The organism is Neobacillus sp. K501 (assembly GCF_053749995.1).
In genome coordinates this window covers 46,343-70,431 of the sequence record NZ_JBSLYA010000006.1, presented here as the reverse complement: position 1 = coordinate 70,431, position 24,089 = coordinate 46,343, and the positions used below count along the sequence as shown (strand labels likewise).

The 24,089-nt window shown below is 39.7% G+C and carries 16 protein-coding genes; all 16 read left to right on the top strand.

Features of this window, described 5'->3' with window-relative positions; translation table 11 throughout:
• Positions 1-72: 72 nt before the first annotated feature.
• The 16 genes from ACWM35_RS14715 (at position 73) to galE (ending at position 24,088) form a co-directional block, all read left to right on the top strand.
• A complete protein-coding gene (locus tag ACWM35_RS14715; protein ID WP_454819545.1) occupies positions 73-1,590 on the top strand; it encodes a response regulator transcription factor in 1,518 nt (505 codons plus the stop codon).
• A 14-nt stretch (positions 1,591-1,604) separates the two neighbouring features.
• Positions 1,605-3,374, top strand: coding sequence for a sensor histidine kinase (locus tag ACWM35_RS14710; protein ID WP_454819544.1), 1,770 nt, complete (start codon positions 1,605-1,607; stop codon positions 3,372-3,374).
• Between the two features lie 167 nt (positions 3,375-3,541).
• On the top strand, positions 3,542-4,831 hold the full coding sequence (locus ACWM35_RS14705; RefSeq protein WP_454819543.1) for an ABC transporter substrate-binding protein: 1,290 nt from the start codon (positions 3,542-3,544) through the stop codon (positions 4,829-4,831).
• A 148-nt stretch (positions 4,832-4,979) separates the two neighbouring features.
• Positions 4,980-5,900: a carbohydrate ABC transporter permease gene (locus ACWM35_RS14700; RefSeq protein WP_454819753.1), complete on the top strand. Its 921-nt coding sequence runs from the start codon at positions 4,980-4,982 to the stop codon at positions 5,898-5,900.
• The gene (locus ACWM35_RS14695) at positions 5,893-6,711 is read left to right on the top strand and encodes a carbohydrate ABC transporter permease (RefSeq protein ID WP_454819542.1); all 819 of its coding nucleotides are present in this window, start codon (positions 5,893-5,895) and stop codon (positions 6,709-6,711) included. The genes ACWM35_RS14700 and ACWM35_RS14695 overlap by 8 nt, the downstream gene beginning before the upstream one ends.
• 34 nt (positions 6,712-6,745) lie before the next feature.
• Complete coding sequence (locus ACWM35_RS14690; protein WP_454819541.1) at positions 6,746-9,772, top strand: glycoside hydrolase family 2 TIM barrel-domain containing protein; 3,027 nt, start codon at positions 6,746-6,748, stop codon at positions 9,770-9,772.
• Positions 9,773-9,842: 70 nt separating this feature from the next.
• Entirely contained in the window at positions 9,843-12,065 is a 2,223-nt protein-coding gene (locus tag ACWM35_RS14685; protein ID WP_454819540.1) for an alpha-galactosidase, read from the top strand.
• 203 nt (positions 12,066-12,268) lie between these two features.
• Positions 12,269-13,270, top strand: a complete 1,002-nt coding sequence (locus ACWM35_RS14680; RefSeq protein WP_454819539.1) for a sugar-binding protein — start codon at positions 12,269-12,271, stop codon at positions 13,268-13,270.
• Entirely contained in the window at positions 13,270-14,754 is a 1,485-nt protein-coding gene (locus ACWM35_RS14675) for a sensor histidine kinase (protein WP_454819538.1), read from the top strand. Before ACWM35_RS14680 ends, ACWM35_RS14675 begins: the two co-directional genes overlap by 1 nt.
• Positions 14,729-16,312, top strand: a complete 1,584-nt coding sequence (locus tag ACWM35_RS14670; protein ID WP_454819537.1) for a response regulator — start codon at positions 14,729-14,731, stop codon at positions 16,310-16,312. The genes ACWM35_RS14675 and ACWM35_RS14670 overlap by 26 nt, the downstream gene beginning before the upstream one ends.
• 246 nt (positions 16,313-16,558) lie before the next feature.
• Positions 16,559-17,623 carry a galactose/glucose ABC transporter substrate-binding protein MglB gene (gene mglB / locus ACWM35_RS14665; RefSeq protein ID WP_454819536.1) on the top strand — a complete coding sequence of 355 codons (1,065 nt, stop codon included), beginning with the start codon at positions 16,559-16,561 and terminating at the stop codon, positions 17,621-17,623.
• 324 nt (positions 17,624-17,947) lie between these two features.
• Positions 17,948-19,450, top strand: coding sequence for a galactose/methyl galactoside ABC transporter ATP-binding protein MglA (mglA, locus tag ACWM35_RS14660; RefSeq protein WP_454819535.1), 1,503 nt, complete (start codon positions 17,948-17,950; stop codon positions 19,448-19,450).
• A gap of 12 nt (positions 19,451-19,462) precedes the next feature.
• Positions 19,463-20,485 (top strand): galactose/methyl galactoside ABC transporter permease MglC, encoded by a 1,023-nt coding sequence (gene mglC / locus ACWM35_RS14655; RefSeq protein ID WP_454819534.1) that lies wholly within the window; start codon positions 19,463-19,465, stop codon positions 20,483-20,485.
• Between the two features lie 150 nt (positions 20,486-20,635).
• Positions 20,636-21,625 (top strand): LacI family DNA-binding transcriptional regulator, encoded by a 990-nt coding sequence (locus ACWM35_RS14650; protein WP_454819533.1) that lies wholly within the window; start codon positions 20,636-20,638, stop codon positions 21,623-21,625.
• 283 nt (positions 21,626-21,908) lie between these two features.
• Positions 21,909-23,102, top strand: coding sequence for a galactokinase (locus ACWM35_RS14645; RefSeq protein WP_454819532.1), 1,194 nt, complete (start codon positions 21,909-21,911; stop codon positions 23,100-23,102).
• Positions 23,099-24,088 carry a UDP-glucose 4-epimerase GalE gene (gene galE, locus ACWM35_RS14640; RefSeq protein WP_454819531.1) on the top strand — a complete coding sequence of 330 codons (990 nt, stop codon included), beginning with the start codon at positions 23,099-23,101 and terminating at the stop codon, positions 24,086-24,088. The genes ACWM35_RS14645 and galE overlap by 4 nt, the downstream gene beginning before the upstream one ends.
• The last annotated feature ends 1 nt before the right edge of the window (position 24,089 follow it).

Here is a 24,089-nt window from a genome sequence, read left to right as displayed (position 1 = left end):
AATTGTCCTATGCCATTTAAAATATTGTAGAATATTATTACATTCATATTTTCACCAATTGGGGGGATATCGTTGTCAGCTGGGGAAAGAGGAAGAGTACTTATCGTAGATGACGAAATATTAATCAGACAAGGGATTAAGCATTATATCAATTGGGAGAGTGAAGGTTTTGAGATTGCCGGGGAGGCTTCGAATGGTAAGGAAGCTCTCGAATTAGTGGAAGCTGTCAATCCGCATATCATCATAACGGATATCGTCATGCCAATTATGGACGGGGAAGAGTTGACGAGAATTGTTAAGGAGAAATATCCCCAGATAGAAATGATTGTCCTTAGTAGTTTTGGAGAATTTGACTATGTGCGATCCACTTTTCAAAGTGGAGTTATCGATTATATACTAAAACCGAAGCTTGATGCAGAGGCGTTATTAAATGTGTTGAAGCGGGCATCAAGCAGGATTCCTGCGCTCAAATCCCGGGGAAAACAACTTGAAGCGATTCCATCTGTTGGGCAAATGTTGAACAAGCTTATTTCTGGCTACGAGGTCGATGATTATTCTTTAAAATTAACGGAAATATTTCCTAACCCAAGGTTTTGTTTATTAGGGGTAGAAATGATGAACAGGCAATCTGAAATCCCCCCTTATATAAAGGAGAAAATGGATAAGGGCTTAAAAAAAACAAGCTATCGCCTCTATATGGAGAAAAATCTTATTCTAGTGAACGGAAATGAGTTTTCCAAGTTGATAGAATTTGTGAAGGAACTGGCAGAAACCGAACAAGGCATCGGTTTTGTACTTAGCAACGAGTTTGATGATGTTTCGAAAATATGCCAAATTTACAAAGAAGATTTGTTAAAGCTACTAAATTACCAGTTTTATTTTCCAGACTCCCCGCTATTAATGAACCAAGACCTTAAAAATCAATTGCCTAAGTCTGAAAATTTTAATCTCGATTGGTTTACTAGTGAAATGAAACGTAAACATTTTGATTCTGCTTTTAGTTATTTACAGGAGCATGTGTCAGTATTGTCAAAATGCTATAAAACAGATGTGTATGAATTTAAGGCATTTTTCGGAAATATTATTTTCAATATTACGGTTCTTCTAAGTAATATGGAGTACAATGTAAAGGAATTTGAACAGGCTAGATACTCCTATTTAAGGTCCATTGAGGATGCCCGATCAGCGAAAGAAGCCGTAGAACAATTGTATCGCTTTATTGAAGAAGTAAAAAAATCGATTTTCTCTTTCCAAAATCAGCCGGAAAACGCAAATATCAAAAAGATATTAGATTATATTAATGACCATTATACAGAGCCTTTAACACTTGCCGATGTAGCACAGCATTTTCATTTTAATCCATCTTATCTTTCAAGTTATTTATCGGCTCATAATAATGAAGGATTTATTGAGTACTTAAACAAGGTTCGGATTGAAGAAGCGTCAAGGCTGCTCATGCAGGGTTCTGTCTCCATCTCTGAAATCAGCAGTATGGTTGGATATTCAGATCATAGTTATTTTTGCAAGGTGTTTAAGAAAATGAAAGGGCTGTCACCCAGCCAATTTAGAAGAAAACAATCGATGAGATAAGTGATGGTATACCTATGAGACTCATTCCTGAACGCTTTAGATATAATAATTTATTTATTACCATGTTTCTAATAACGGTCATGATGATCATTACCGTTTCAATCACCATTACATGGATGACAATTCGTATGTCGGAGGAATTCTTTTTTGAAAAGTTTAGCATTACAAATGCAAAAGTAATGGAACAAGTAAAAGAAAGTTTTGAAAAGTTTAATTACTCCGTTGTCATTACTTCAAACAACATATTACAAAGTGTCTCCATTAAGGAAGTCCTAACGAAGGAAGAGGAATCGAATATCGAAAAATTAGGTTCTATCTATACGATGAGTCAACTGATGAAACGTATTGAACCAAATTTGGCTTCTTATGAGGTTGGTATCATTGTTACTGGTGTAAACGGAGTAAGCTATGCAACCGATGATCGTATGTATTGGCCCATTAATGATGATGAGTTGAAGAATAATGACTTAACAAGAAAAACATTTGAAAATCCAAAAAAATTGTTATACCAATATAATCAGCGAACAGATAAAGCGAATGGCAATTACATAGTGGCTTCCAAGGCGCTAATGGATCGGTCTGGAACAGTCTATGGCGCATTGTATATTTCCATACAAGAGGATGAATTTAGAAAATTTTACTCCAATTATTCAAGTCCTGGAAATAATGTTTTTTTAGTAGACAAGCAAGGAGTCATTGCTTCGAGCAGCCAAACGAAGCTTATCGGAAAAAAATCAAATGAACTACTAGGTTATGCTCGGGAATTGGCGACGCCTTCAAAAGACGATTACATAATCAAACCATTCATGGGTAAGGAACAAATTATTTTAATGGAATATCTTCCATCCTTTGATATGTACATGTTTAACATTATCGATAAACAGACGGCAATTGGAGATTTAATTGATAAGAGAAAGATATTGTTTATATCAATGGGAATTGTATTGATCGCGATGATCATAGTCCTGCTTGCCTCGAGAAGATTAACAAATGCATTATCCAAACTGGTAAGGCAAATTGAAGGGGCATCGGAACATGATTTTGACCAATATGTTTCTGTTTCAGGCACATATGAAACAAGGCAAATTGGAAAAGCCTTCAATTCGATGCTTGATGAACTCCATGAGTATTTAGATCAGCTTGTCATATCACAAAAGCAGCGACGAAATGCGGAATTGGCAGCCTTGCAGCAGCAAATTAATCCACATTTTTTGTACAATACGTTGGCGTCTATCAAGTTCATGGTAAATCAAGGAAGTAAAGAAGATACGGAATCCATGATTAATGCCCTCATTTCTCTGCTTCAAAACACGATTGGTAATGTAAATGAAACCATTACCGTAAAGCAAGAAGTAGAAAATTTAAAGAACTATGTATTAATCAATCAAAAACGATATGGTGAACGAATTAAGGTGTACTATTTTATTTCACCGGATTGTATGGAGTTGCAAATTCCAAAGCTGATCCTTCAGCCCTTTATTGAAAATTCCTTTTTTCATGGTTTCACCCAAAAGCTAGAAGGTTATATTCATGTCCTTTTCTGGCGGGAGGGAGAGAATATGATATGCGAGGTTGTCGATAACGGTGATGGGATGGAAATTTCAGAGGATGTTACACTCCCTAGCACGAAGCGAAAACATCAATTTTTTTCAGGTATTGGTGTAAGAAATGTTGATGAGCGTATACAACTGATCTACGGCGATTTGTATGGGGTCACCATTTCTAGTGAGTTGGGAAATGGAACAAAGGTGCGAATATCCCTTCCTATCCAAAAATTGTCATAAAATCTAAATATAATACAAATTCAAAAAGAAAGCGGATACATCATCAAAATATAGTACAAATTTTCAAAAAAAACGTCCTAACGGTTTCTCTCAAGAGGGTGTAACATAATGTTTGTAAGATGGATAGCGCTTACAAAAGCAAGGTATTCATAATTGGGGGGAAATCTATGAAAAAGATACTCGGATTATTTTTAGTCAGTATCCTCATGTTGACAGCCTGTTCCTCAGGTTCGAAAACAGAAGATGCTTCAGGAGATTCAAAGGATACGAATCAAATAACGGTATGGACGTGGGATCCAAATTTTAACATTAAAGCTATGAATCTAGCAAAAGATGCGTATGCATCAGAAAATTCAGACCTTGAGATAAAGGTTATTGAAAATGCCCAAGATGACATTATCCAAAAGCTAAATACTAGCTTAAGCTCTGGAACGACGAAAGGGCTGCCAAATATTGTATTAATCGAAGATTATCGTGCGCAAAGCTTCCTTCAGGCATATCCGGATATGTTCCATGAATTAACTGGAACTTTTAAAGTAGAAGATTTTGCGCAGTATAAAATCGCTCCTACAAGTGTGGATGGTAAAAACTATGGTATTCCATTTGATACTGGTGTAGCAGGACTATACGTTAGAACCGATTATTTAGAAAAGGCAGGTTACACAGTAGACGATCTAAAAGATATTGATTGGAAGCAGTACATTGAAATTGGTAAAAAGATAAAAGAGGCAACGGGAAAAAATATGCTTACTCAAGATCCGAATGACCTTGGTCTCATTCGTATGATGATTCAATCAGCTGGTTCATGGTATACAAAAGAAGACGGAGTAACGCCTAATTTGGCTGGAAACGACGTACTCAAAGTAGCATTTGAAACCTATAAAGAAATTTTGGATGCAGATTTAGTAACACCTGTATCTGACTGGAGTCAATTTTTAGCTGGATTTAACAGTGGGGATGTTGCAACCGTTCCAACAGGAAACTGGATCACTCCTTCTGTGAAGGCTGAGGAATCACAAGCTGGTAAATGGGCAGTTGTTTCTCTTCCACGCCTTCCTGATGTAAAAAGTTCAGTTAACTCTTCCAACCTAGGCGGAAGTTCATGGTATGTTCTAAATGTTCCTGGAAAAGAAAAAGCTGCAGAATTCCTTGCGAGTACATTTGGTTCAAATGTTGACTTCTATCAGACATTAATTAAAGAAGTTGGTGCCATAGGTACGTATACACCGGCAACAGAAGGTGAAGCGTATCAAGAAGCGGACGAATTCTTTGGCGGCCAGCAAATTATTGCTGATTTTGCAAAGTGGACAGAGGAGATTCCTCAAATCAACTACGGGCTCCACACTTATGCCATCGAGGACATCTTAGCGGTTGAAGCGCAAAACTACCTAAAAGGTAAAGAGCTCGATAAAGTGTTAGAGGATGCACAAAAACAAGCAGAGGCACAAGTAAAATAAGCAAATAAAAAATTTTAATAAGAAATTAAGCCTCGGGAACTCGCCGGCTTCTCCTATTTGGTTTAATGGAGCGATCTAATTGTTTAGGTGAGATGGTTCCGAGGCTTTTTCTTTTTATTTATAAGAAGTAAGGAGTTGAATGGGTGTGATTGCAGCGAAAACCAAGCAGAATTTCCAACCTGTAAAATCTACACGGAACCTTCGTCTAAAAAATACAGCTATTGGTTGGTCTTTTATTACGATTGCAGCTTTGATGATTTGTTTATTTTATTTTTATCCAATGATTCAGGCGTTCATTATGTCATTACAATCAGGTACAGGTACGAACTTAACATTTGTCGGGTTTGAAAATTATGCACGCCTAATTAAGGATCCAACATTCCTTACCACGCTGAAGAATACGGTCATCTATTTAATTATTCAGGTACCGCTCATGATTGTCCTGGCCTTGTTTATTTCTGTTTTGTTAAATGATAAAACGATGAAATTCAAAGGTGTATTCCGAACAGCTATCTTTTTGCCATGTGTCACATCACTGGTTGCTTATTCAGTTATCTTTAAATATTTGTTTGGTCAGGAAGGAATCATAAACCTTTTTCTATTGAAGTTTTCGCTTATTTCAGAGCCGATCCAATGGCTGACAGATCCTTTTTGGGCAAAAATTGCGATTATTGTTGCGATAACCTGGCGTTGGACCGGATATAACATGATATTTTATCTATCTGCCCTACAAAATATTGATCAATCCATCTATGAAGCAGCGAAAATTGACGGAGCATCAAGCTTTCAAACCTTTTTTAAAATCACCGTACCGATGTTAAAGCCGATTATTTTATTTACATCGATTACTTCAACTATCGGGACACTTCAATTGTTTGATGAGGTCATGAATATTACTCAAGGTGGACCAGGCAATGCAACAATGACAATCTCTCAGTACATTTACAACTTATCATTTAAATACACCCCTGACTTTGGCTATGCCGCAACGGTATCTTACGCTATCGTCATTATGATTGTAATCTTCTCCATCATCCAGTTTAAAGTGGCAGGTGATAAAAATGATTAAAAAAATATTCAGCTATGGATTTTTAACAATAGCAGCAATCGTTTCGGTTTTTCCATTTTTGTGGATGATTGTCAGCTCAACGAATAAATCAGTCGATGTCACAAAGGGACGGTTATTACCAGGAAGCCATTTTTTGGAGAATTTAGGCAAGCTGTTAGAAACGGTTGATTTAGTACCTGCATTAATCAATTCTGCGATAATCTCTATTACTACTACCGTCCTTTCATTGGTGATTGCTTCTTTAGCAGGATATGGATTTGAAGTTTTTCAAAGTAAAGCAAAAGACATGGTGTTCAATTTCCTGCTGCTCTCCATGATGATTCCCTTTGCTGCATTAATGGTTCCATTATTTAGAATGTTTGGGACCATTTCTCAAACCGCACCGCTTATCGGAATTGATACCTTCGCAGCAGTCATTTTACCAACGGTTACAACGGCGTTTCTTATTTTTTTCTTTCGCCAGAGTACAAAAATGTTCCCGAAAGATATACTTGAAGCAGGACGAATTGATGGTTTAACCGAGCTGGGTTGTTTTTTCAGAATTTATGTTCCAACTATGAAAACCACCTATGCTGCTGGAGCGATTATTACGTTCATGGCTAGCTGGAACAGTTACTTGTGGCCGCTGGTCGTATTGCAGTCACCTGAAAAACAGACCATCCCTCTATTGATTTCTGTTCTTGGATCAAGTTATTCGCCAGATTTCGGTGTTATTATGACGGCGATCGTCATTGCTACGCTGCCAGCAGCACTTATTTTCTTTATTATGCAAAAGCATTTTGTGGCGGGTATGATGGGGTCTGTAAAGTAGTGTTAGGAAAAATTTAAATAGGAAGTGTGAACGTATGACTATAATCCCGAATTTAAACTGGCTTACAGATTTGAGTGTTTTTGCTGTAAATCGAATTCCGGCGCATTCAGATCATTACTATTATGAAAAGATGGAAGAGGCAAGAAGTTCTGCTCCAATGAAAATGCGTCATGACTTGAATGGAGACTGGAAATTTCATTATTCGGTTAATCCGGATAACCGGCCAGAACTTTTTTATAAACTTGATTTTAATTGTTCGGAATGGGGGGATATTTCCGTTCCAGGACATATTCAACTACAGGGCTACGGGCAGCCCCAATATGTGAATACGATGTACCCTTGGGATGGGCATAACGAGATTCGCCCGCCCGAAATTCCGACAGATCATAATCCTGTCGGCAGCTATGTTAACTATTTCACGGTTCCAGTGAATATGGAAAGTAAGCCCGTCTACATTTCCTTTCAAGGTGTAGAGTCAGCTTTCTATGTATGGTTAAACGGCGAGTTTGTCGGCTATAGTGAGGACTCATTTACTCCAGCAGAGTTTGAGCTAACACCATTTCTAACGGATGGAGAAAACAAGTTGGCTGTCGAGGTTTACCAGCGGAGCACTGGGAGTTGGCTTGAAGATCAGGATTTTTGGAGGTTTTCGGGAATCTTCCGTGATGTCTATATATATACCACACCAGAAATTCATGTTTCTGACTTGAATGTTCTTCCTGAGTTAGATTCTACTTTTACAAAAGGTACGTTAATAGCAGACTTAAAGCTGCAAGGGCAGGCTGTTTCAAAAATTAATGCTGAATTAATGGATAAGAATGGTGAAACGATTGCTGTTGCGAATGGAGAAGAAGTAAATGGTAAGTGGTCATTTACGATGAATGTTGATCAGCCAGAGCTTTGGAGCGCGGAAAGTCCCTATTTATACACATTATATATCCAGCTTTATAACCTTTCTGGAAAATTAGTTGAGGTTGTTCCGCAAAAAATTGGTTTTAGAAGATTTGAGCTTGTGGATAAAATCATGCGTCTCAACGGCGAACGGATTGTGTTCAAAGGGGTTAACCGTCATGAATTTAACCCACGACATGGTCGGGCGATAACAAAAGAAGATATGCTATGGGATATTAAAACGTTAAAGCGCCATAACATTAATGCTGTTCGTACCTCTCATTATCCAAATCAAAGCTATTGGTATGAATTATGTGACGAATATGGAGTGTATGTCATTGATGAAATGAATCTTGAAACACATGGTTCGTGGCAAAAAATGGGCACGGTGGAACCATCTTGGAATGTGCCAGGAAACAAACCGGAATGGCAGGATATCGTTATGGATCGTGCGATTTCGATGGTGGAGAGGGATAAGAATCATCCTTCGATCCTTATTTGGTCTTGTGGAAATGAATCCTATGCTGGTGAAGTTATTCTCAACGTTTCTAATTATTTTCGTCAGGTGGATCCAAGCCGACTGGTACATTATGAAGGGGTTTTCCATAACCGTGACTTTAATGACACCAGTGATATGGAAAGCCGGATGTATGCAAAGCCAGCAGATATCGAGAAGTATTTAACTGAAAATCCAGAGAAGCCCTATATCAGCTGTGAATACATGCACGCAATGGGGAATTCACTAGGCGGTATGTACAAGTACACTGATCTTGAACAGAAGTACCCGATGTATCAAGGCGGCTTCATTTGGGATTATATCGATCAGTCTATGTATAAGAAGGACCGCTATGGAAACGAATACCTTGCCTATGGCGGCGATTTTGGCGATCGTCCGACGGATTATGGGTTCTGTACGAATGGGATTGTGTATGCAAACCGGGAAATATCACCAAAGATGCAGGAAGTGAAATTATTATATCAAGACTTCAAGTTATTGCCGGATCAGACAGGTGTAACCATAAAAAATGAAAGTCTCTTCTCCAATATCGATGTTTATCAATTGGAATATGCACTATTTCTAGAGGGTAAGGAATTATATCGAAGCAAACTTTCTGCAAGTGTCGAGCCGCAACGCGAAGGACGATTTGAATTTAATTGTCCTGTGCACCTTACAGAAGTTTCCGGTGAGTATTGTGTGCAAACATCATTAAAGCTGAAAGAAAACACAGTATGGGCAGAGGCTGGTTATGAGATCGCGTTTGGACAGTTTGTTTATGAAGTTGGAGCGAAAGAAATTACTCATGCAGAGGGAGAGCTGAGGGTTGCTCATGGTGATGTAAACATAGGTGTTCACGGCAAAGATTTCACTGTTCTGTTTTCCAAACAGGTTGGCAGTCTCATTTCCTTGAACTATGCAGGAAGAGAAATGATTGCCCTTCCTCCAGCTCCGTTATTCTGGAGAGCTACCACTGACAATGATCGTGGCTATTCTCAGAGCTTCGATTCTGGAATTTGGTATGCAGCCAGTTTGGCAAGGAAATGCGTTGATTTTCAAGTGGAAGAGAGTGAAAGTCAAGTAACCGTTGCTTTCACCTATAAATTCTCCATTAACAGTGAGATTGAGGTTAAGAATATTTACACCGTATTTCCAGACGGAAATGTCCGTGTGAAATCTGCCTATAAAGGTGCAGAGAACCTTCCGCAACTTCCAATTTTCGCCTTGTCCTTCAAAGTTCCGGCAGATTATAACAAGTTGGAGTGGTATGCGATGGGACCAGAGGAAAATTACTCAGACCGTGCAATGGGAGCAAGACTTGGAATCTTTAAAAATAAAGTAACTGATAATCTATCAGAATATGTCATGCCGCAGGAGTCAGGAAATCGCACTGGAGTACGCCGCGTCAGCGTTACGAACCAAGAGGGACATGGAATTAGATTAGCTTCAGTAGGCAATCCGTTGGAGTGCAATTTCTCACCATATACAGCGTTTGAGCTTGAGAATGCCCAGCATATTTACGAGCTTCCGAATGTTCATTACACCGTTGTAACGCTTGCAGGAAGGCAGATGGGTGTTGGTGGTGACGACAGCTGGGGAGCTCCAGTACATGATGAACACCTGATTAAAGCAAATGAAAATCTGGAATTTCAATTTTTGATCCAAAGAATTTAAAACAAAAGAAGAGTCCCGCAAACCTGGGGCTCTTCACTTTTAATAGATTCTGGAGAAGGTGATATTTATTATGCTCATTTATGTGAATCAAGAAAATAAACAATTTCATTTAACCAATGGTCATGTAAGCTATATTTTTCATGTAATGAAAAATGAGCATCTTGGCCACCTTTATTATGGGAAAGCACTAAGGCACCGAAAGGATTTCTCACATTTGCAAACATATGATGTGCCGACGGCTGCAAGCTGTCATGTTTATCAGGATGACCCTGCGTTTAGCTTAGAAACGCTCCGTCAGGAATATCCCGCTTATGGGAACTCAGATTTCCGTGAACCGGCGATTAGTGTTGGAAAGGAAGACGTGCCACATGTCCCAAATTTTAAATACCATTCTTTTAAAATTGTAGAAGGGAAGCCTAAACTTAATGGGCTGCCAGCTACTTATGTGAACGGTGATAATGAAGCGAGCACACTCCAAATAGTCTTAAAAGATGAATTTTTACAGGCGGAATTGACCCTTAACTATACTATTTTTAGAGAAAAACCTGTTATCACCAGAAGTGCTGTTTTAAAAAATATCGGAACAGGGAATCTAGTGATTGAAAGATTAATGGGTGCATCCGTCGACCTGCCAGATAAGGAGTTTATTTTTACCCATTTAGCAGGGACTTGGTCGCGCGAAAGACATGTAAAGGAGCGCAAACTAGAGATGGGAGTTCAATCCATCTCCAGTCTGCGCGGGGCAAGCTCGCACCATCATAATCCGTTTTTGGCATTGAAACGTCTGGATTCCAGCGAGCATTCGGGTGAGGTATACGGTTTTAACTTCGTTTATAGCAGTAATTTTCTCATGCAGGTTGAAGTGGACCATTATGATACCGCTAGGTTAACCGTTGGGATTCATCCATTCGGATTCAAGTGGATGCTAGGTGGGGATGAAAGCTTCCAAACACCTGAAGTGGTCATGGTTTACTCTGATAAAGGATTGAACGGTATGAGCCAGGCATTCCATAATCTGTATCGTGAAAATTTGATTCCAAATCAGTGGAAAAGTGAAGATCGTCCGATTCTAATTAATAACTGGGAAGCGACTTATTTTGATTTCAATGAAGAAAAACTTGTGGACATTGCAAAATCAGCAAGTGTATTAGGGATAGAGTTATTTGTCCTCGATGATGGCTGGTTTGGAAAAAGAAATGATGATACTTCCTCTTTAGGGGATTGGCAGGTTGATTTGGATAAACTTCCTAACGGCCTGGAAAGTTTAGCGCGGAAGATTTCCGAAACAGGCATGCAATTTGGGCTTTGGTTTGAGCCGGAGATGATTAGTCCCAACAGCGAGTTATTTAGGGATCATCCAGACTGGGCTGTTGGGATGCCGGAACAGCATCAAACGCTTGGCCGTAACCAGCTTGTTCTCGATTTTTCCAGACCTGAGATAGTAGATTATATTTATGAGAAGATGTCCGATATTATGAAACGTACTGACCTTTCTTATATTAAATGGGATATGAATCGGAATATTACAGAGGCTTTTTCACAAAAATTGACCGTTAACCAGCAGGGAGAGTTCTTCCACCGTTATATTCTAGGTGTTTATCACTTATATGAAAGATTAACAAGAGCGTTTCCGAATGTCTTATTTGAGTCGTGCGCAGGCGGCGGCGGCCGATTTGATCCAGGGATGCTGTACTATGCACCTCAGGCTTGGACAAGTGATGATACGGATGCTGTCGAAAGGCTAAAAATTCAATATGGTACATCCTTTGCTTATCCAATCTATAGTATGGGTTCTCACGTGTCCGCTGTTCCAAACCACCAGACATTGAGGGAGACACCGTTAGCAACCAGGGCGAATACCGCTTATTTCGGAACCTTTGGCTATGAATTGAATCCGCAGATGTTAACAGACGTAGAACGAGAGGAAATAAAAGAACAAGTGGCATTCTATAAGCAACACCGCGGCTTAATCCGGGATGGTCATTTTTATCGGATTTTAAGCCCATTCGAAGGTAATGAAACAGCCTGGATGATTGTAAGTTCTGATCAAACAGAGGCACTGATAGGATACTATAAAGTATTGTCAGCACCGAACGGCAGGAAGCATCAGACCTTACGATTAAAAGGATTAGACGAAGAAAAAGTTTATCACGTTGAGGGAAGGGACTATTACGGAGATGAATTAATGCAAGTTGGCCTACCGTTGCCAACCGAATTTAATGGGGTCAACAGCAAACTAGCAAAACGTGGTGGAGACTACCAATCAGAAGTATTTCATTTAATAAGTAGGTAATGGAACAACTTTTTCAAGTTATGAAAATATCTTTTATGAACAGCCTCCAATAAAAAGATGGGAGGCTGTTTTACATTAGTAGGAAAAAGGTCATTGTCGATTTTTGGAATGTTCCGTATAATGTGTTTATCCCTCATTAACGGGCAGTAAGACCCCCACTGATTGAAGTTTCACTTTATCGAAAAAAGAATAGAGGTCGTGTGATGAGCAGATTTTCCATCTTGGCGTATACCTTAGGGATTTTGTTTTTTCTAGTAAGCTGCTCTTTTGCTAGTTTCTATGGTTATAAAGTCATTACTCATGATTTGCCGAATGAAAAGAAAACGGTTACAACCTATAAATATCATTTCGTCCTTGTTACGGAGGAGCTGGATAATGAATACTGGCGCCTTGTAGAAAAGGGGGCTCAGGTTGCAGCGAAGGAGAACGATATTTTACTTGAATATGTCGGCCCAAAGCAAGCGAATATTGAGGAACATGTCAAAACCATTGAAATGTCAGCGGCTTCAAAGGTCGATGGCATTATGACCCAAGGTTTAAGTGACGAGCAATTTACGCCTTTGATTAATAAGATAGTGGCAAGTGGAATTCCGGTGATTACGGTGGACACGGATGCCGCCAATAGCAATCGAATCGCCTATATTGGAACGGATAATTACTATTCTGGATACTTAGCAGGCCAGGCCTTGATTGCTGATACAGGTGGAAAAGCCAATGTCGCGATCATTACCGGGAGTTTTTATGCCAATCATATGCAACAGCGCGTCCTTGGTTTTCAGGATGCGGTGAAAGAAGCGCCTGGTATTAACATCGTTACCGTGGAAGAATCTGAGATTAGTAGGGTAATCGCAACCGAAAAAACGAATCAAATCTTGAAGGATTATCCTGAGGTTAACGCTTTTTTTGGGACAAGTGCCCTTGATGGAATTGAGATCGCTAAAGTCATTGAGAAATATAACAAACAAGATCAAATCTACATCATTGGATTTGATACACTTCCGGAAACACTCGAATTGATACGCAGGGGAACGATCAAGGCAACGGTGGTGCAAGAGCCGTTTGAAATGGGTTATCGTGCAGTTAAGATGATGATGGATCTTTCTGAAGGGAAACAGGTTCTTCCGATTGTACATACGAATACACAAATTATCCGAAAAGCAGATCTACCTATCAGTCACTTGGAACGATTGGAGGGGATGCGATAATGTTATTTCGAATCCGATCGAAACTGCTTCTTTATTTCATCGTCCTCGTCGTTTTGCTTACTTCAGTAGGGTTCTTTTTCTATAACAGCAGTGAAAAGCTGGTTAGTGAATATGATGATAGCTTTGAACGATTTCTGTTGTTAAATGATATCTCGCAAAGAACCAATTTAATGACGGAGAAGCTGAATGCTTATATTTTAGATAAAGAAAAATCGGATCTAAAGGATTATAAAAAGGAAAAGGTAAAGCTAATAAACAATCAAAAGCGACTTTATGAAATCATGGACTCCAGTGATATGACCCTTATGAATTATAAAAACATGATTGATAGTTTTCTAGATGAATGTGACGCTACCATTGGTGCCTTTAACAAAGACGAAATTAATAATTATTCTTATCATTTTAATGAACTTTTAAAAATTAATAGTTTTCTCCAGGAAAGCACATTAGCCCTTTTAAATAGCAAGCTGACCGATTATCAAAACTTTTATGATCAAATGGAAATGCAAAACCAGTATTATAAGAAAATGTCGATATTTCTTTTTGCAGCTGCATTTTTCCTCAGCACGTTACTGGCGTTTTGGATTTCAGGAGGGATAACAAGACCAATTAGTCTGTTATCAGCCGCTGCTAAGCAGATTTCCCGTGGAAATTTATCGGGGGAAGATATAAAAATTACGACAAAGGATGAATTAAAGCCGTTAACAGAGACGTTCAACCAAATGAGAACAAACTTAAGACAATTGGTTATGGAAATTAAACAAAAGTCTGAGCTTGATCAGCTTTTGAAGGAATTAGAACTGAGAAGTCTACAGAACCAAATCAACCCACATTTCTTATTCAATACGCTAAATACGGTTTCGAAAATGGCTTATCTGGAGGGGGCAGAGAATACCTCAAGATTGATTGAGGCCGTAGCAGCCTTACTACGTTACAATCTTGGCGGTGATTTAAATAAAGCAGCGACCCTGAGAGATGAAGTGAAAATCGTCCAAGAGTATTTTTATATCCAACAAACGCGCTTCGGAGATCGTATTGAATTTGTCACGGAAATTGAGGATGACTGTTTAGATATTGAAATCCCATCGTTAATTCTCCAGCCCATCGTTGAAAATGCCTTCATTCATGGGGTTGAAGCGTATGAAGAAGATGCCGTCATCGGCCTCTACATTTATCGCAACCAAGATCAAGTTCATATTGAGGTGGCCGATAATGGAGAAGGCATGGATGAGCGAACCAAAATGAAATTTTTGAATTATGTTAGAGGAACAGAGACAGAAGCGGATGTGGAGCCGGAAAAACCACAAGGCCACTCTACAGGTATTGGCGTGAAGAATGTGATTCGCAGGCTTCAGCTATTTTATCAAAGAAACGATATGGTTGAGATTGAGTCAGAGTTGAACAAAGGAACCATTTTTAGACTTACGATTCCTGATGTTGCAAGAGGGGGAAAAGAGCTTGTTGAAAATTCTCATTGTGGATGATGAAAATCTTGAACGGAAGGCATTAACCAAAATCATTAGCAGTTCTATTGAGAACGTCACGGTCATTGGTGAAGCACAAAATGGCAGAATAGCCATTGAATTGGCCAGGGAACATCGTCCAGATATTATTTTTATGGATATAAAAATGCCGGGGATTGATGGGGTCCAGGCAGTGAAGGAAATTAAGAAGCTGGATGCTGGCATCCGCTTTATTATGGTTTCGGCCTTTAATACCTTCGAATATGCCAAAGAAGTGATGCAGCAAGGGGTCAAGGAATACATCTTAAAGCCGAGTAGAAAGCAAGATATACTTGAGAGTTTGCAGCGTGTTGTAGATGAAATTCTTATGGAACGGAAGCTTGTGGAGGAGCAACAGAGCTTAAGATATAACTTGGAACGTGCCGTATCCATCGCTCAAAAAGAATGGGTCGCTTCGCTGATATTAAATCAAGTTGACGATTTGACGTTTGATGAATGGAGTCAGCTATTAGGTGTAGAAATTATCTCTGGATATGTGATGCTTTTTTCCCTCCTGCCTGCCAATGAGAAGGGAATTCCTGTGGAAGAAAGACAACATTGGTACGGTTGGATGAAGGAGGCGTTGAAATCAGTCGTAAAGAAGCACGAATTCATGATTGGCCCAATGAAGGACGAGCATGTCCCGGTCTTATTCCTATGCAAATCATCTAATGAGAAAGTCCCTTTTAAAACAAATGCACAGTCCATCCTTGAAAATCTGCTAAGTCTTTTTAAAGAAACAGATTTCCAAGCAGAGCTAAGAGCAGGGATTGGTCTCCCTTATGACGATGCAAAGAAACTGAATCATTCTTATCATGAGGCGGTATTAGCACTACAATGGCTATTGAAAACTCCGAATCGCAAGTATTTATTTGGCGGTAAGAATAGTACCAGTGAAATGGATTCTGTATCGGATGTCCTGGATATCGAGAAAAAGCTATTGGAGGCTGTCCGCCAAGGGGATATCAACGAGGTTTTATTGATGTTTGATTCCTTTATGGCCAAAATGGAAGAAAATGAGGTAAAGGCATCAGTAGTGAAAAAATCCTTTGATGAATTGTTTATTCTTATTTCTCGGATGCTTCATGAATTAGGAATCGGCTACGATCGCATTCCAACCATTGATGAGCCTGAAAATATTAAGCATATTTTTGAAAAAGGAAAAGTGCATTTACTAACAATCGTACAGCACGTTCAGGTTTGGAGAACCAATCATGCAAAGGGCATGCTGCATAAGGCTAAGGAGTATATTGAAACCCATTATGCTGATTCCATTACATTAGAATTAGTAGCCGAGTATGTGGAACTGAGTCCATATTATTTAAGCAAATTATTTAAAGATCGCTTCGGAATGACGTTTATTGATTATTTGACGGAAATCAGAATTAAACATGCGAAGACGGAAATGCTAAATCCCTCCAAAAGCTTAAAAGAAATCTGCTATTCGATTGGCTATAAAGACCCGAATTATTTCAGCCGCGTGTTTAAAAAACACACAGGTCTCTCCCCCTCAGAATTTCGCAAAGCAACAGTAAGTTAATAGATTACGATGAGAAAAGGCCCAAACACAAGGATTGGGTCTTTTCTCATGTTGATTGGAGTGCAAATGAATGCTATAAATTGTAACCGTTTGCAAGATAGTCTAGAAATTCACAAATATGTGCTATTGTTTGCAACTATGGAAGGATACATCCCCGTGCTAACATACATGTAAGGGCTTTCTTAAAAGGAAAGGTAAGTGCGGTTACCGAAGCCTTTACTAAAATAGCAAAAGGAGAAGGATGACATGTTTAAAAAGAAAAAGGGGTTAATGCTTTCATTAACAGTCGCATCTAGTATTCTATTAGCTGCAGGCTGCAGCAGCTCGACTGGCGGGTCTGATGATTCTGGTAAAGGTAAGGACAGCGACCTTCCTGCAGTGGGTGCAACGATTTACAAATTCGATGACAACTTTATGTCCTATGTGCGACGTGCAATGGAGACAGCAGCTGATGGAAAAGTAGACCTAATGTTGAATGACTCTCAAAACGACCAAGCAAAACAAATTGAACAAGTAGATACGCTGATCGCAAAAGGTGCTAAATCACTAGCTATCAACCTAGTAGATCCGAAAGCAGCACAAACGGTTATCGACAAAGCAAAAGCAAAGGATATTCCCGTTATCTTCTTTAACAAAGAGCCAGATGCAAAAGTATTAAAAGGCTATGACAAAGCTTACTATGTAGGAACTACTTCATCAGAATCAGGTATTCTTCAAGGTGAATTAATTGCGAAGGCTTGGGAAGCAAATAAAGATAAATATGACAAAAATGGTGATGGCAAACTTCAATACGTTCTTTTAAAAGGTGAGCCAGGACACCCAGATGCAGAAGCACGTACGAAATATGCAGTAGACACATTGAAAGAAAAAGGTGTCGAGGTTGAAGAATTAGCTTTAGATACAGGTATGTGGGATGCAACAAAAGCAACTGAAAAAATGGATGCATGGATAGCGAAATACGATGAAAAGATCGAATTCGTAATTGCTAATAACGATGGTATGGCACTAGGTGCGATTGCTTCTCTTGAAAAAGCAGGATACTTCTCTGGCGACAAGTTTATGCCGGTTGTTGGCGTAGACGCGATTCCAGAAGCACTTGAAATGATTGAAGACGGCAAAATGGTTGGTACAATCTTGAATGATGCGAAAAACCAAGGTAAAGCAACAGTTGAACTTGCTACAAATGCTGCTAACGGCAAGGATGTTTTAGACGGAACAGAGTGGGAGCTTGACGACAATAAAGCCGTTCGTGTTCCTTACATCGAAATCACAAAAGAAAATATCCAAGTTGGTAAAGACGCTTATAAGTAGAAAAGCGGAAGCGCCTTGTCCAGGGGCGACAGGCATAAGACGAGCCGGCATGAAGGTTGCTCTTTAACCTTCTTGACGGATTGGCTTATGACCCCGAGCCCCTAGGCGCTGGAGCTAGACAAGTAGAAAAGCGGAAGCGCCTTGTCCAGGGGATGTAATAATGCCCCTTTGGCGCTCCTCGAACGAAGGAAAAGAGGTTACTTTTCCTTCGTTCGGGGTAATGTTTCTAACTGGACACCGATAAATTTTTAAAAAAATTCATAATAAATATGAGACCACAAGAAAGTCTCATATTTTTTAAATGGTTGGCGAGGAGGTTCACTCATGACAGAAGCCAGTACAACCAATGTACTTGAAATGATTAACGTAACAAAGAGATTTCCTGGGGTAATTGCGCTTCAAAACGTCTCATTAAAAGTGAAGACAGGGACGGTCCATGCTCTCATGGGCGAAAATGGTGCAGGTAAATCGACTTTAATGAAATGCTTGTTTGGAATCTATTCGATGGATGAGGGAAAAATTCTCTTTGGCGGAAAAGAGGTTGCGTTTGCCAATTCAAAGCAGGCGCTAGAAAGCGGCGTATCGATGGTGCACCAGGAACTAAATCAGGTGCGTCAACGAAATGTCATGGATAATATTTGGCTGGGGCGATACCCGAAAAAAGGTATTTTCATTGATGAAAAGAAAATGTATGAGGACACAGCCGCTATTTTCAAAGATCTTGATATCAATATTGATCCACGCAGCAAGGTTAGTAGTTTATCTGTTTCCGAGATGCAAATGGTGGAAATTGCAAAGGCGGTTTCCTACGATTCGAAAATCATCGTAATGGACGAACCCACTTCCTCTCTTACGGAAAAAGAAGTGGATCATCTATTTAAAATCATTCGCACGCTGCAAAGGAAAAATGTTGCTGTCATCTATATTTCTCACAAAATGGAAGAAATTTTGAAAATCTCTGATGAAGTGACGATCATGCGCGATGGCCAATACATTGCAACGAAAAGCGCAAAAGAATTAACGACGGACGAAATCATCAAGCTGATGGTTGGCCGTGACTTATCACAGCGTTTCCCTGAAAAGGTGAACCAGCCTGGAGAGGTCATCCTAAAAGTAAGAGATTTAACCGCTGAGACTCAAGGCTCCTTTACCGAAGTTAACTTCGAATTGCGAAAAGGGGAAATCTTAGGGATCGCCGGCTTGGTAGGATCGAAACGGACCGAAGTGGTTGAAGCATTATTTGGGATAAGAGGATTAAAATCAGGGACGATTGAGGTAAATGGCAAGGTCGTTGACAACCATTCGCCACAGCACGCGATCAAAAATGGTTTTGCTCTTGTTACCGAAGAAAGAAGATCGACAGGGATTTACCCGGATCTAAGCATTAGTTTTAACTCGATTATTGCGAATCTAGCACAATATCGCAAAGGGATCTTCCTTTCTGATAGCAAAGTGCATGACGATACAAAATGGGTAATTGATTCGATGAAGGTGAAAACACCTTCGCAAAAAACACCAATCGGAAGTCTTTCAGGTGGTAACCAACAAAAGGTAATTATCGGGCGCTGGCTCCTGACAAGACCAGATATCTTATTGTTGGATGAACCAACGCGTGGTATTGACGTTGGGGCAAAGTTTGAGATTTATCAGCTTATTAACCAATTAGCAGCAGAAGGGAAAGGAATCATCATGATTTCTTCCGAGATGCCAGAACTTATGGGTACAACAGATAGAATTTTAGTAATGAGTAATGGAAGAGCCGCTGGAATCGTAGACACGAAAACGACATCTCAAGAAGAAATCATGCGATTGGCAGCTTTGTATTAGGAGGAGTGTAAAATGAATACTCAAGCCACAAAAAAATCAACTATTGTTAAATGGCTCTTTGATAATGTTATTTATGTATTTTTAGTTTTACTCGTCATTGGAATCGTCATTGCCTCACCAGACTTTTTGTCGATGACCAACCTGATTAATATCCTTAGCCAATCCTCTTCAAGGGTTATCATTGCGTTAGGTATCGCGGGAATTCTGATTTTAGGTGGGACGGATTTATCTGCAGGGCGTCAGGTTGGACTGGCAGCCGTTGTTTCGGCATCATTGCTCCAGGCAGGGGATTATGCTTATAAAATGTATCCGAACCTTCCTGAATTGCCATTATTTGTTCCTATTCTTATTGCAATGGCGATTACCGGTTTATTTGGAACTTTAAATGGATGGATTGTAGCGAAATTCCACGTTCCTCCGTTCATTGCTACATTAGGTATGATGATTGGTGTTTATGGTGTAACATCTATCTACTTTGACCGCCCGCCATATGGTGCACAGCCAATCGGTGGATTAAGTGAAGCTTTCACTACATTTGCTCAAAAAGGGATTAAAATTGGGCAGTATGAATTTCCGTACCTGATTATTTATGCAGTGATTGTTTCAGCTATCATTTGGGTACTTTGGAATAAAACACAACTTGGTAAAAACATGTATGCCATTGGTGGAAATCCAGAAGCAGCAAAGGTTTCCGGCGTAAACGTAGCGAAGAACATGATTATTATCTATATGATTGCCGGTCTTCTTTATGGATTTGCTGGTACGCTTGAAGCAGGTCGTGTAGGTAGTGCAACGAATAACACAGGTAATATGTATGAATTAGATGCGATCGCAGCTGCCGTTGTTGGTGGCGTATCGTTATCAGGTGGTATCGGTACCGTACCAGGCGTTATCACAGGGGTACTTATTTTCCAAATTATCAACTACGGACTAGCATTCTTAGGTGTAAGCCCATATATTCAATTTATTGTTAAAGGTGCAATCATCATCGTCGCCGTTGCCTTCGATATGAGGAAGCACGCGAAAAAGAAATAAATTCCTAGAAATAAAGACATGTTCTGATAAAAGGGCATGTCTTTTTTTTAGTAAAATAATAATAAAATTTAGTAAAAAATACTTGGTGATTTTTACTAAAAGGATTATGATAGATGTAAGCGGTATTATGGAAGGGAAGGAGGGGATAGGGTGGCAACAATTAAAGACATTGCTGAAAAGGCCGGTGTATCGATAGCCACGGTTTCACGGGTGTTAAATTATGATTCTTCCTTGTCGGTGACTGACGAGACGAGAAAGAAAATATTAGAAGTGGCGGAGGAGTTATCCTATAAAAAACGAGCTGTCCGAAAGCCTTCAACATCAAAAATAGCGATTATACATTGGTTTACAGAAAAAGAAGAGCTGGAGGATTTATACTATCTGTCGATCCGTTATGGGATCGAACAGCGCTGTCAGCAATTAGATATTCAATTTGAACATTATTTTTATAATGATTTAGAGAAGGTCAAAAATGAAAGTCCTCAAGGGATTATTGCGATTGGGAAATTCAGCTCACCTCAAGTAGAGAGCATCGCAGAAATTACCGAAAACATTGTGTTCGCTGATTTCAACCCAGATGAGGATCGATATGATTCAATCATTATTGATTTTGAAAAAGCGACCAAGAAAATTATCGACTATTTGCTTGAAAAAGGTCATCAATCGATCGGTTATATTGGCGGCCGTGAGTCTTTTAAAGATGGGACAGCGGAAATTGAGGATATTCGAGAAACTGCCTTTCGTCTTTATATGACTGAGCACGGCCTACTGGACGAGGGGAACATTTATATTGGAGCTTTTTCTGTTGATAGTGGCTACAGCTTAATGAAAAAAGCCATTGAGGAAAAAAGGGATAACTTGCCGACTGCTATTTTTGCTGGGAATGATTTAATCGCCATTGGCTGTCTGCGAGCACTGCACGAGGAGAATATCCTTGTTCCTGACCGGGTAAATGTGATTGGGATTAATGATATCAGTGTGTCTAAATATATCTACCCAGCATTAACGACGTTAAAGGTTCACACTGAATTAATGGGTGAGACGGCCATTGATACGATGATGGAACGAATGGCTGGAAGAAAAATAGCGAAAAAGATTTTTATCGCAACCGAACTAGTGAAACGGCAGAGCAGTTTTTAGGGGGCTGATTCCCGTTCTCGAGAAATTTCTTGTAAAACGGTAATCAGATGGATGATGTGATGCCCGTTCCCGATAAATTTCTAGTAAAACGGTAATCAGATGGATGATGTGATGCCTGTTCCCGATAAATTTCTAGTAAAACGGTAATCAGATGGACGATGTGATGCCCTTTCCCAAGGAATTTCAAGTAAAACGGTAATCAGATGAGTGATCTGATGCCCGATAGCGTGAATGATCAAGCAAAACCGGAATCAGAAGAATTTAATGTTGGGGGAATCAAGTTATGGTGAATCTTCAATCGTTAGTTAATCAGTTTCATGAAATTTTTTCACAGCAAGATGGTGGCGAAGTAAGAACATTCTTTTCACCAGGACGTATTAACTTAATCGGCGAACATACCGATTACAACGGTGGCCATGTTTTTCCATGTGCAATTACATATGGAACCTATGGGATTGTGCGAAAACGAAACGATAACCTTGTTCGTCTATATTCAATGAATTTCCCTAAAAGAGGAGTTATCGAATTTACCTTAAACAATCTAGAGTATCAAACAAAACATAATTGGGCGAACTATCCAAAAGGAATGATTCACTATATTCAGGAGGCTGGCTGGAAGTTGCCAGCTGGAGTAGAAGTTCTAATCTACGGCAATATTCCAAATGGTGCTGGTCTTTCTTCTTCTGCGTCACTTGAAATGCTAATGGGAGTAATCGTCGATGAATTATTTGCCTTTAACATCGATCGAATTGACTTAGTGAAGCTTGGCAAGAAAGTCGAGAACGAATTTATTGGTGTGAATAGTGGGATTATGGATCAATTTGCCGTCGGAATGGGCAAAAAAAACAGTGGAATTCTCCTAGACTGTAACACATTAACCTATGAGTATGCACCTCTTGAACTAACTCAGCACCAAATCATCATTATGAATACAAATAAACGGAGAGAGCTAGCTGATTCAAAATACAATGAACGGCGCGGGGAATGTGAAAGTGCCCTAGCTTTCCTTCAAAAAGAACTTGATATTCAATCATTGGGAGAGTTAACGGAAGCAGAATTTGAAATGCATAAGCATTTGATTCCTGAGGACGTTTTGCAGCGAAGAGCGAAGCATGCAGTTTACGAAAATCAGCGCACGCTGAAAGCACTGCAAGAATTGAGAGCAGGAAATCTTGAAAAGTTTGGTCGATTAATGAATGACTCCCATGATTCATTGCGAGATGACTATGAAGTAACGGGTGTAGAGCTTGATACATTAGTGGCAGCAGCATGGCAGCACAAAGGAACCTTAGGTGCTCGGATGACAGGCGCAGGCTTCGGTGGTTGTGCGATAGCCCTTGTTGAAACGAGTCAAACGGAATCATTTATCGAGGAAGTGGGAAAGACATATAAAGAAGCGATTGGTTACGATGCCGAATTCTATGTTGCAAGTATTGGGGAAGGCACAACAGAAGTAAAAATGGAGGTATATGGATGAGTGTATTAGTACTTGGCGGGGCCGGTTATATCGGTTCACATGCCGTTTATCAGTTGATTGATCAAAACTATGAGGTTGTGGTGATTGATAATTTACAAACAGGACATAAGGATGCCGTTCATCCACAGGCGAAATTTTATCAGGGGGACATCAGAGATAAGGAATTTCTTCGTACGGTATTTGCAGCCGAGAAAATAGATGGAGTACTTCATTTTGCTGCCAATTCACTTGTGGGCGAATCAATGGAAAAACCGTTGATGTATTTCGATAACAATGTATATGGAACCCAAGTGTTGTTAGAAATCATGAATGAATATGGAATCAAAAACATTGTCTTTTCATCAACAGCGGCAACGTATGGCGAACAAAAGGTAATGCCGATTACTGAAGACATGCCAACCCTTCCGACAAATGCCTATGGGGAAACAAAATTAACCATGGAAAAAATCATGAAGTGGTGTGAAATTGCACATGAATTAAAATATGTTTCATTACGCTATTTTAATGTCGCAGGAGCACGGTCAACAGGGGAGATCGGCGAGGATCATATGCCAGAAACCCATCTCATTCCGCTTATTCTTCAAGTTCCACTTGGGCAAAGGGAATTCATTTCCATTTTTGGTGATGATTACGACACAGAGGATGGAACATGCATCCGGGATTATATCCATGTTGAAGATTTAATTGATGCCCATATCCTTGCCCTAAACTATTTGAAAAATGGCGGAGAGAGTAATGTCTTTAATCTAGGCAGCGGCAGCGGCTACTCCGTAAAAGATATGATTGAAGCAGCACGGGAAGTAACCGGGCATGAAATTCCGGCTAAAGTTGTCCCGCGCAGAAGTGGTGACCCGAGCAAGCTCATTGCTTCATCAGCAAAAGCGAAACAAATTTTAGGCTGGGAGCCGAAAAAAGCATCGATTCGAAAAATCATTGAAGATGCTTGGAATTGGCACCAAGCTCATCCTCATGGTTATAACGATTAAG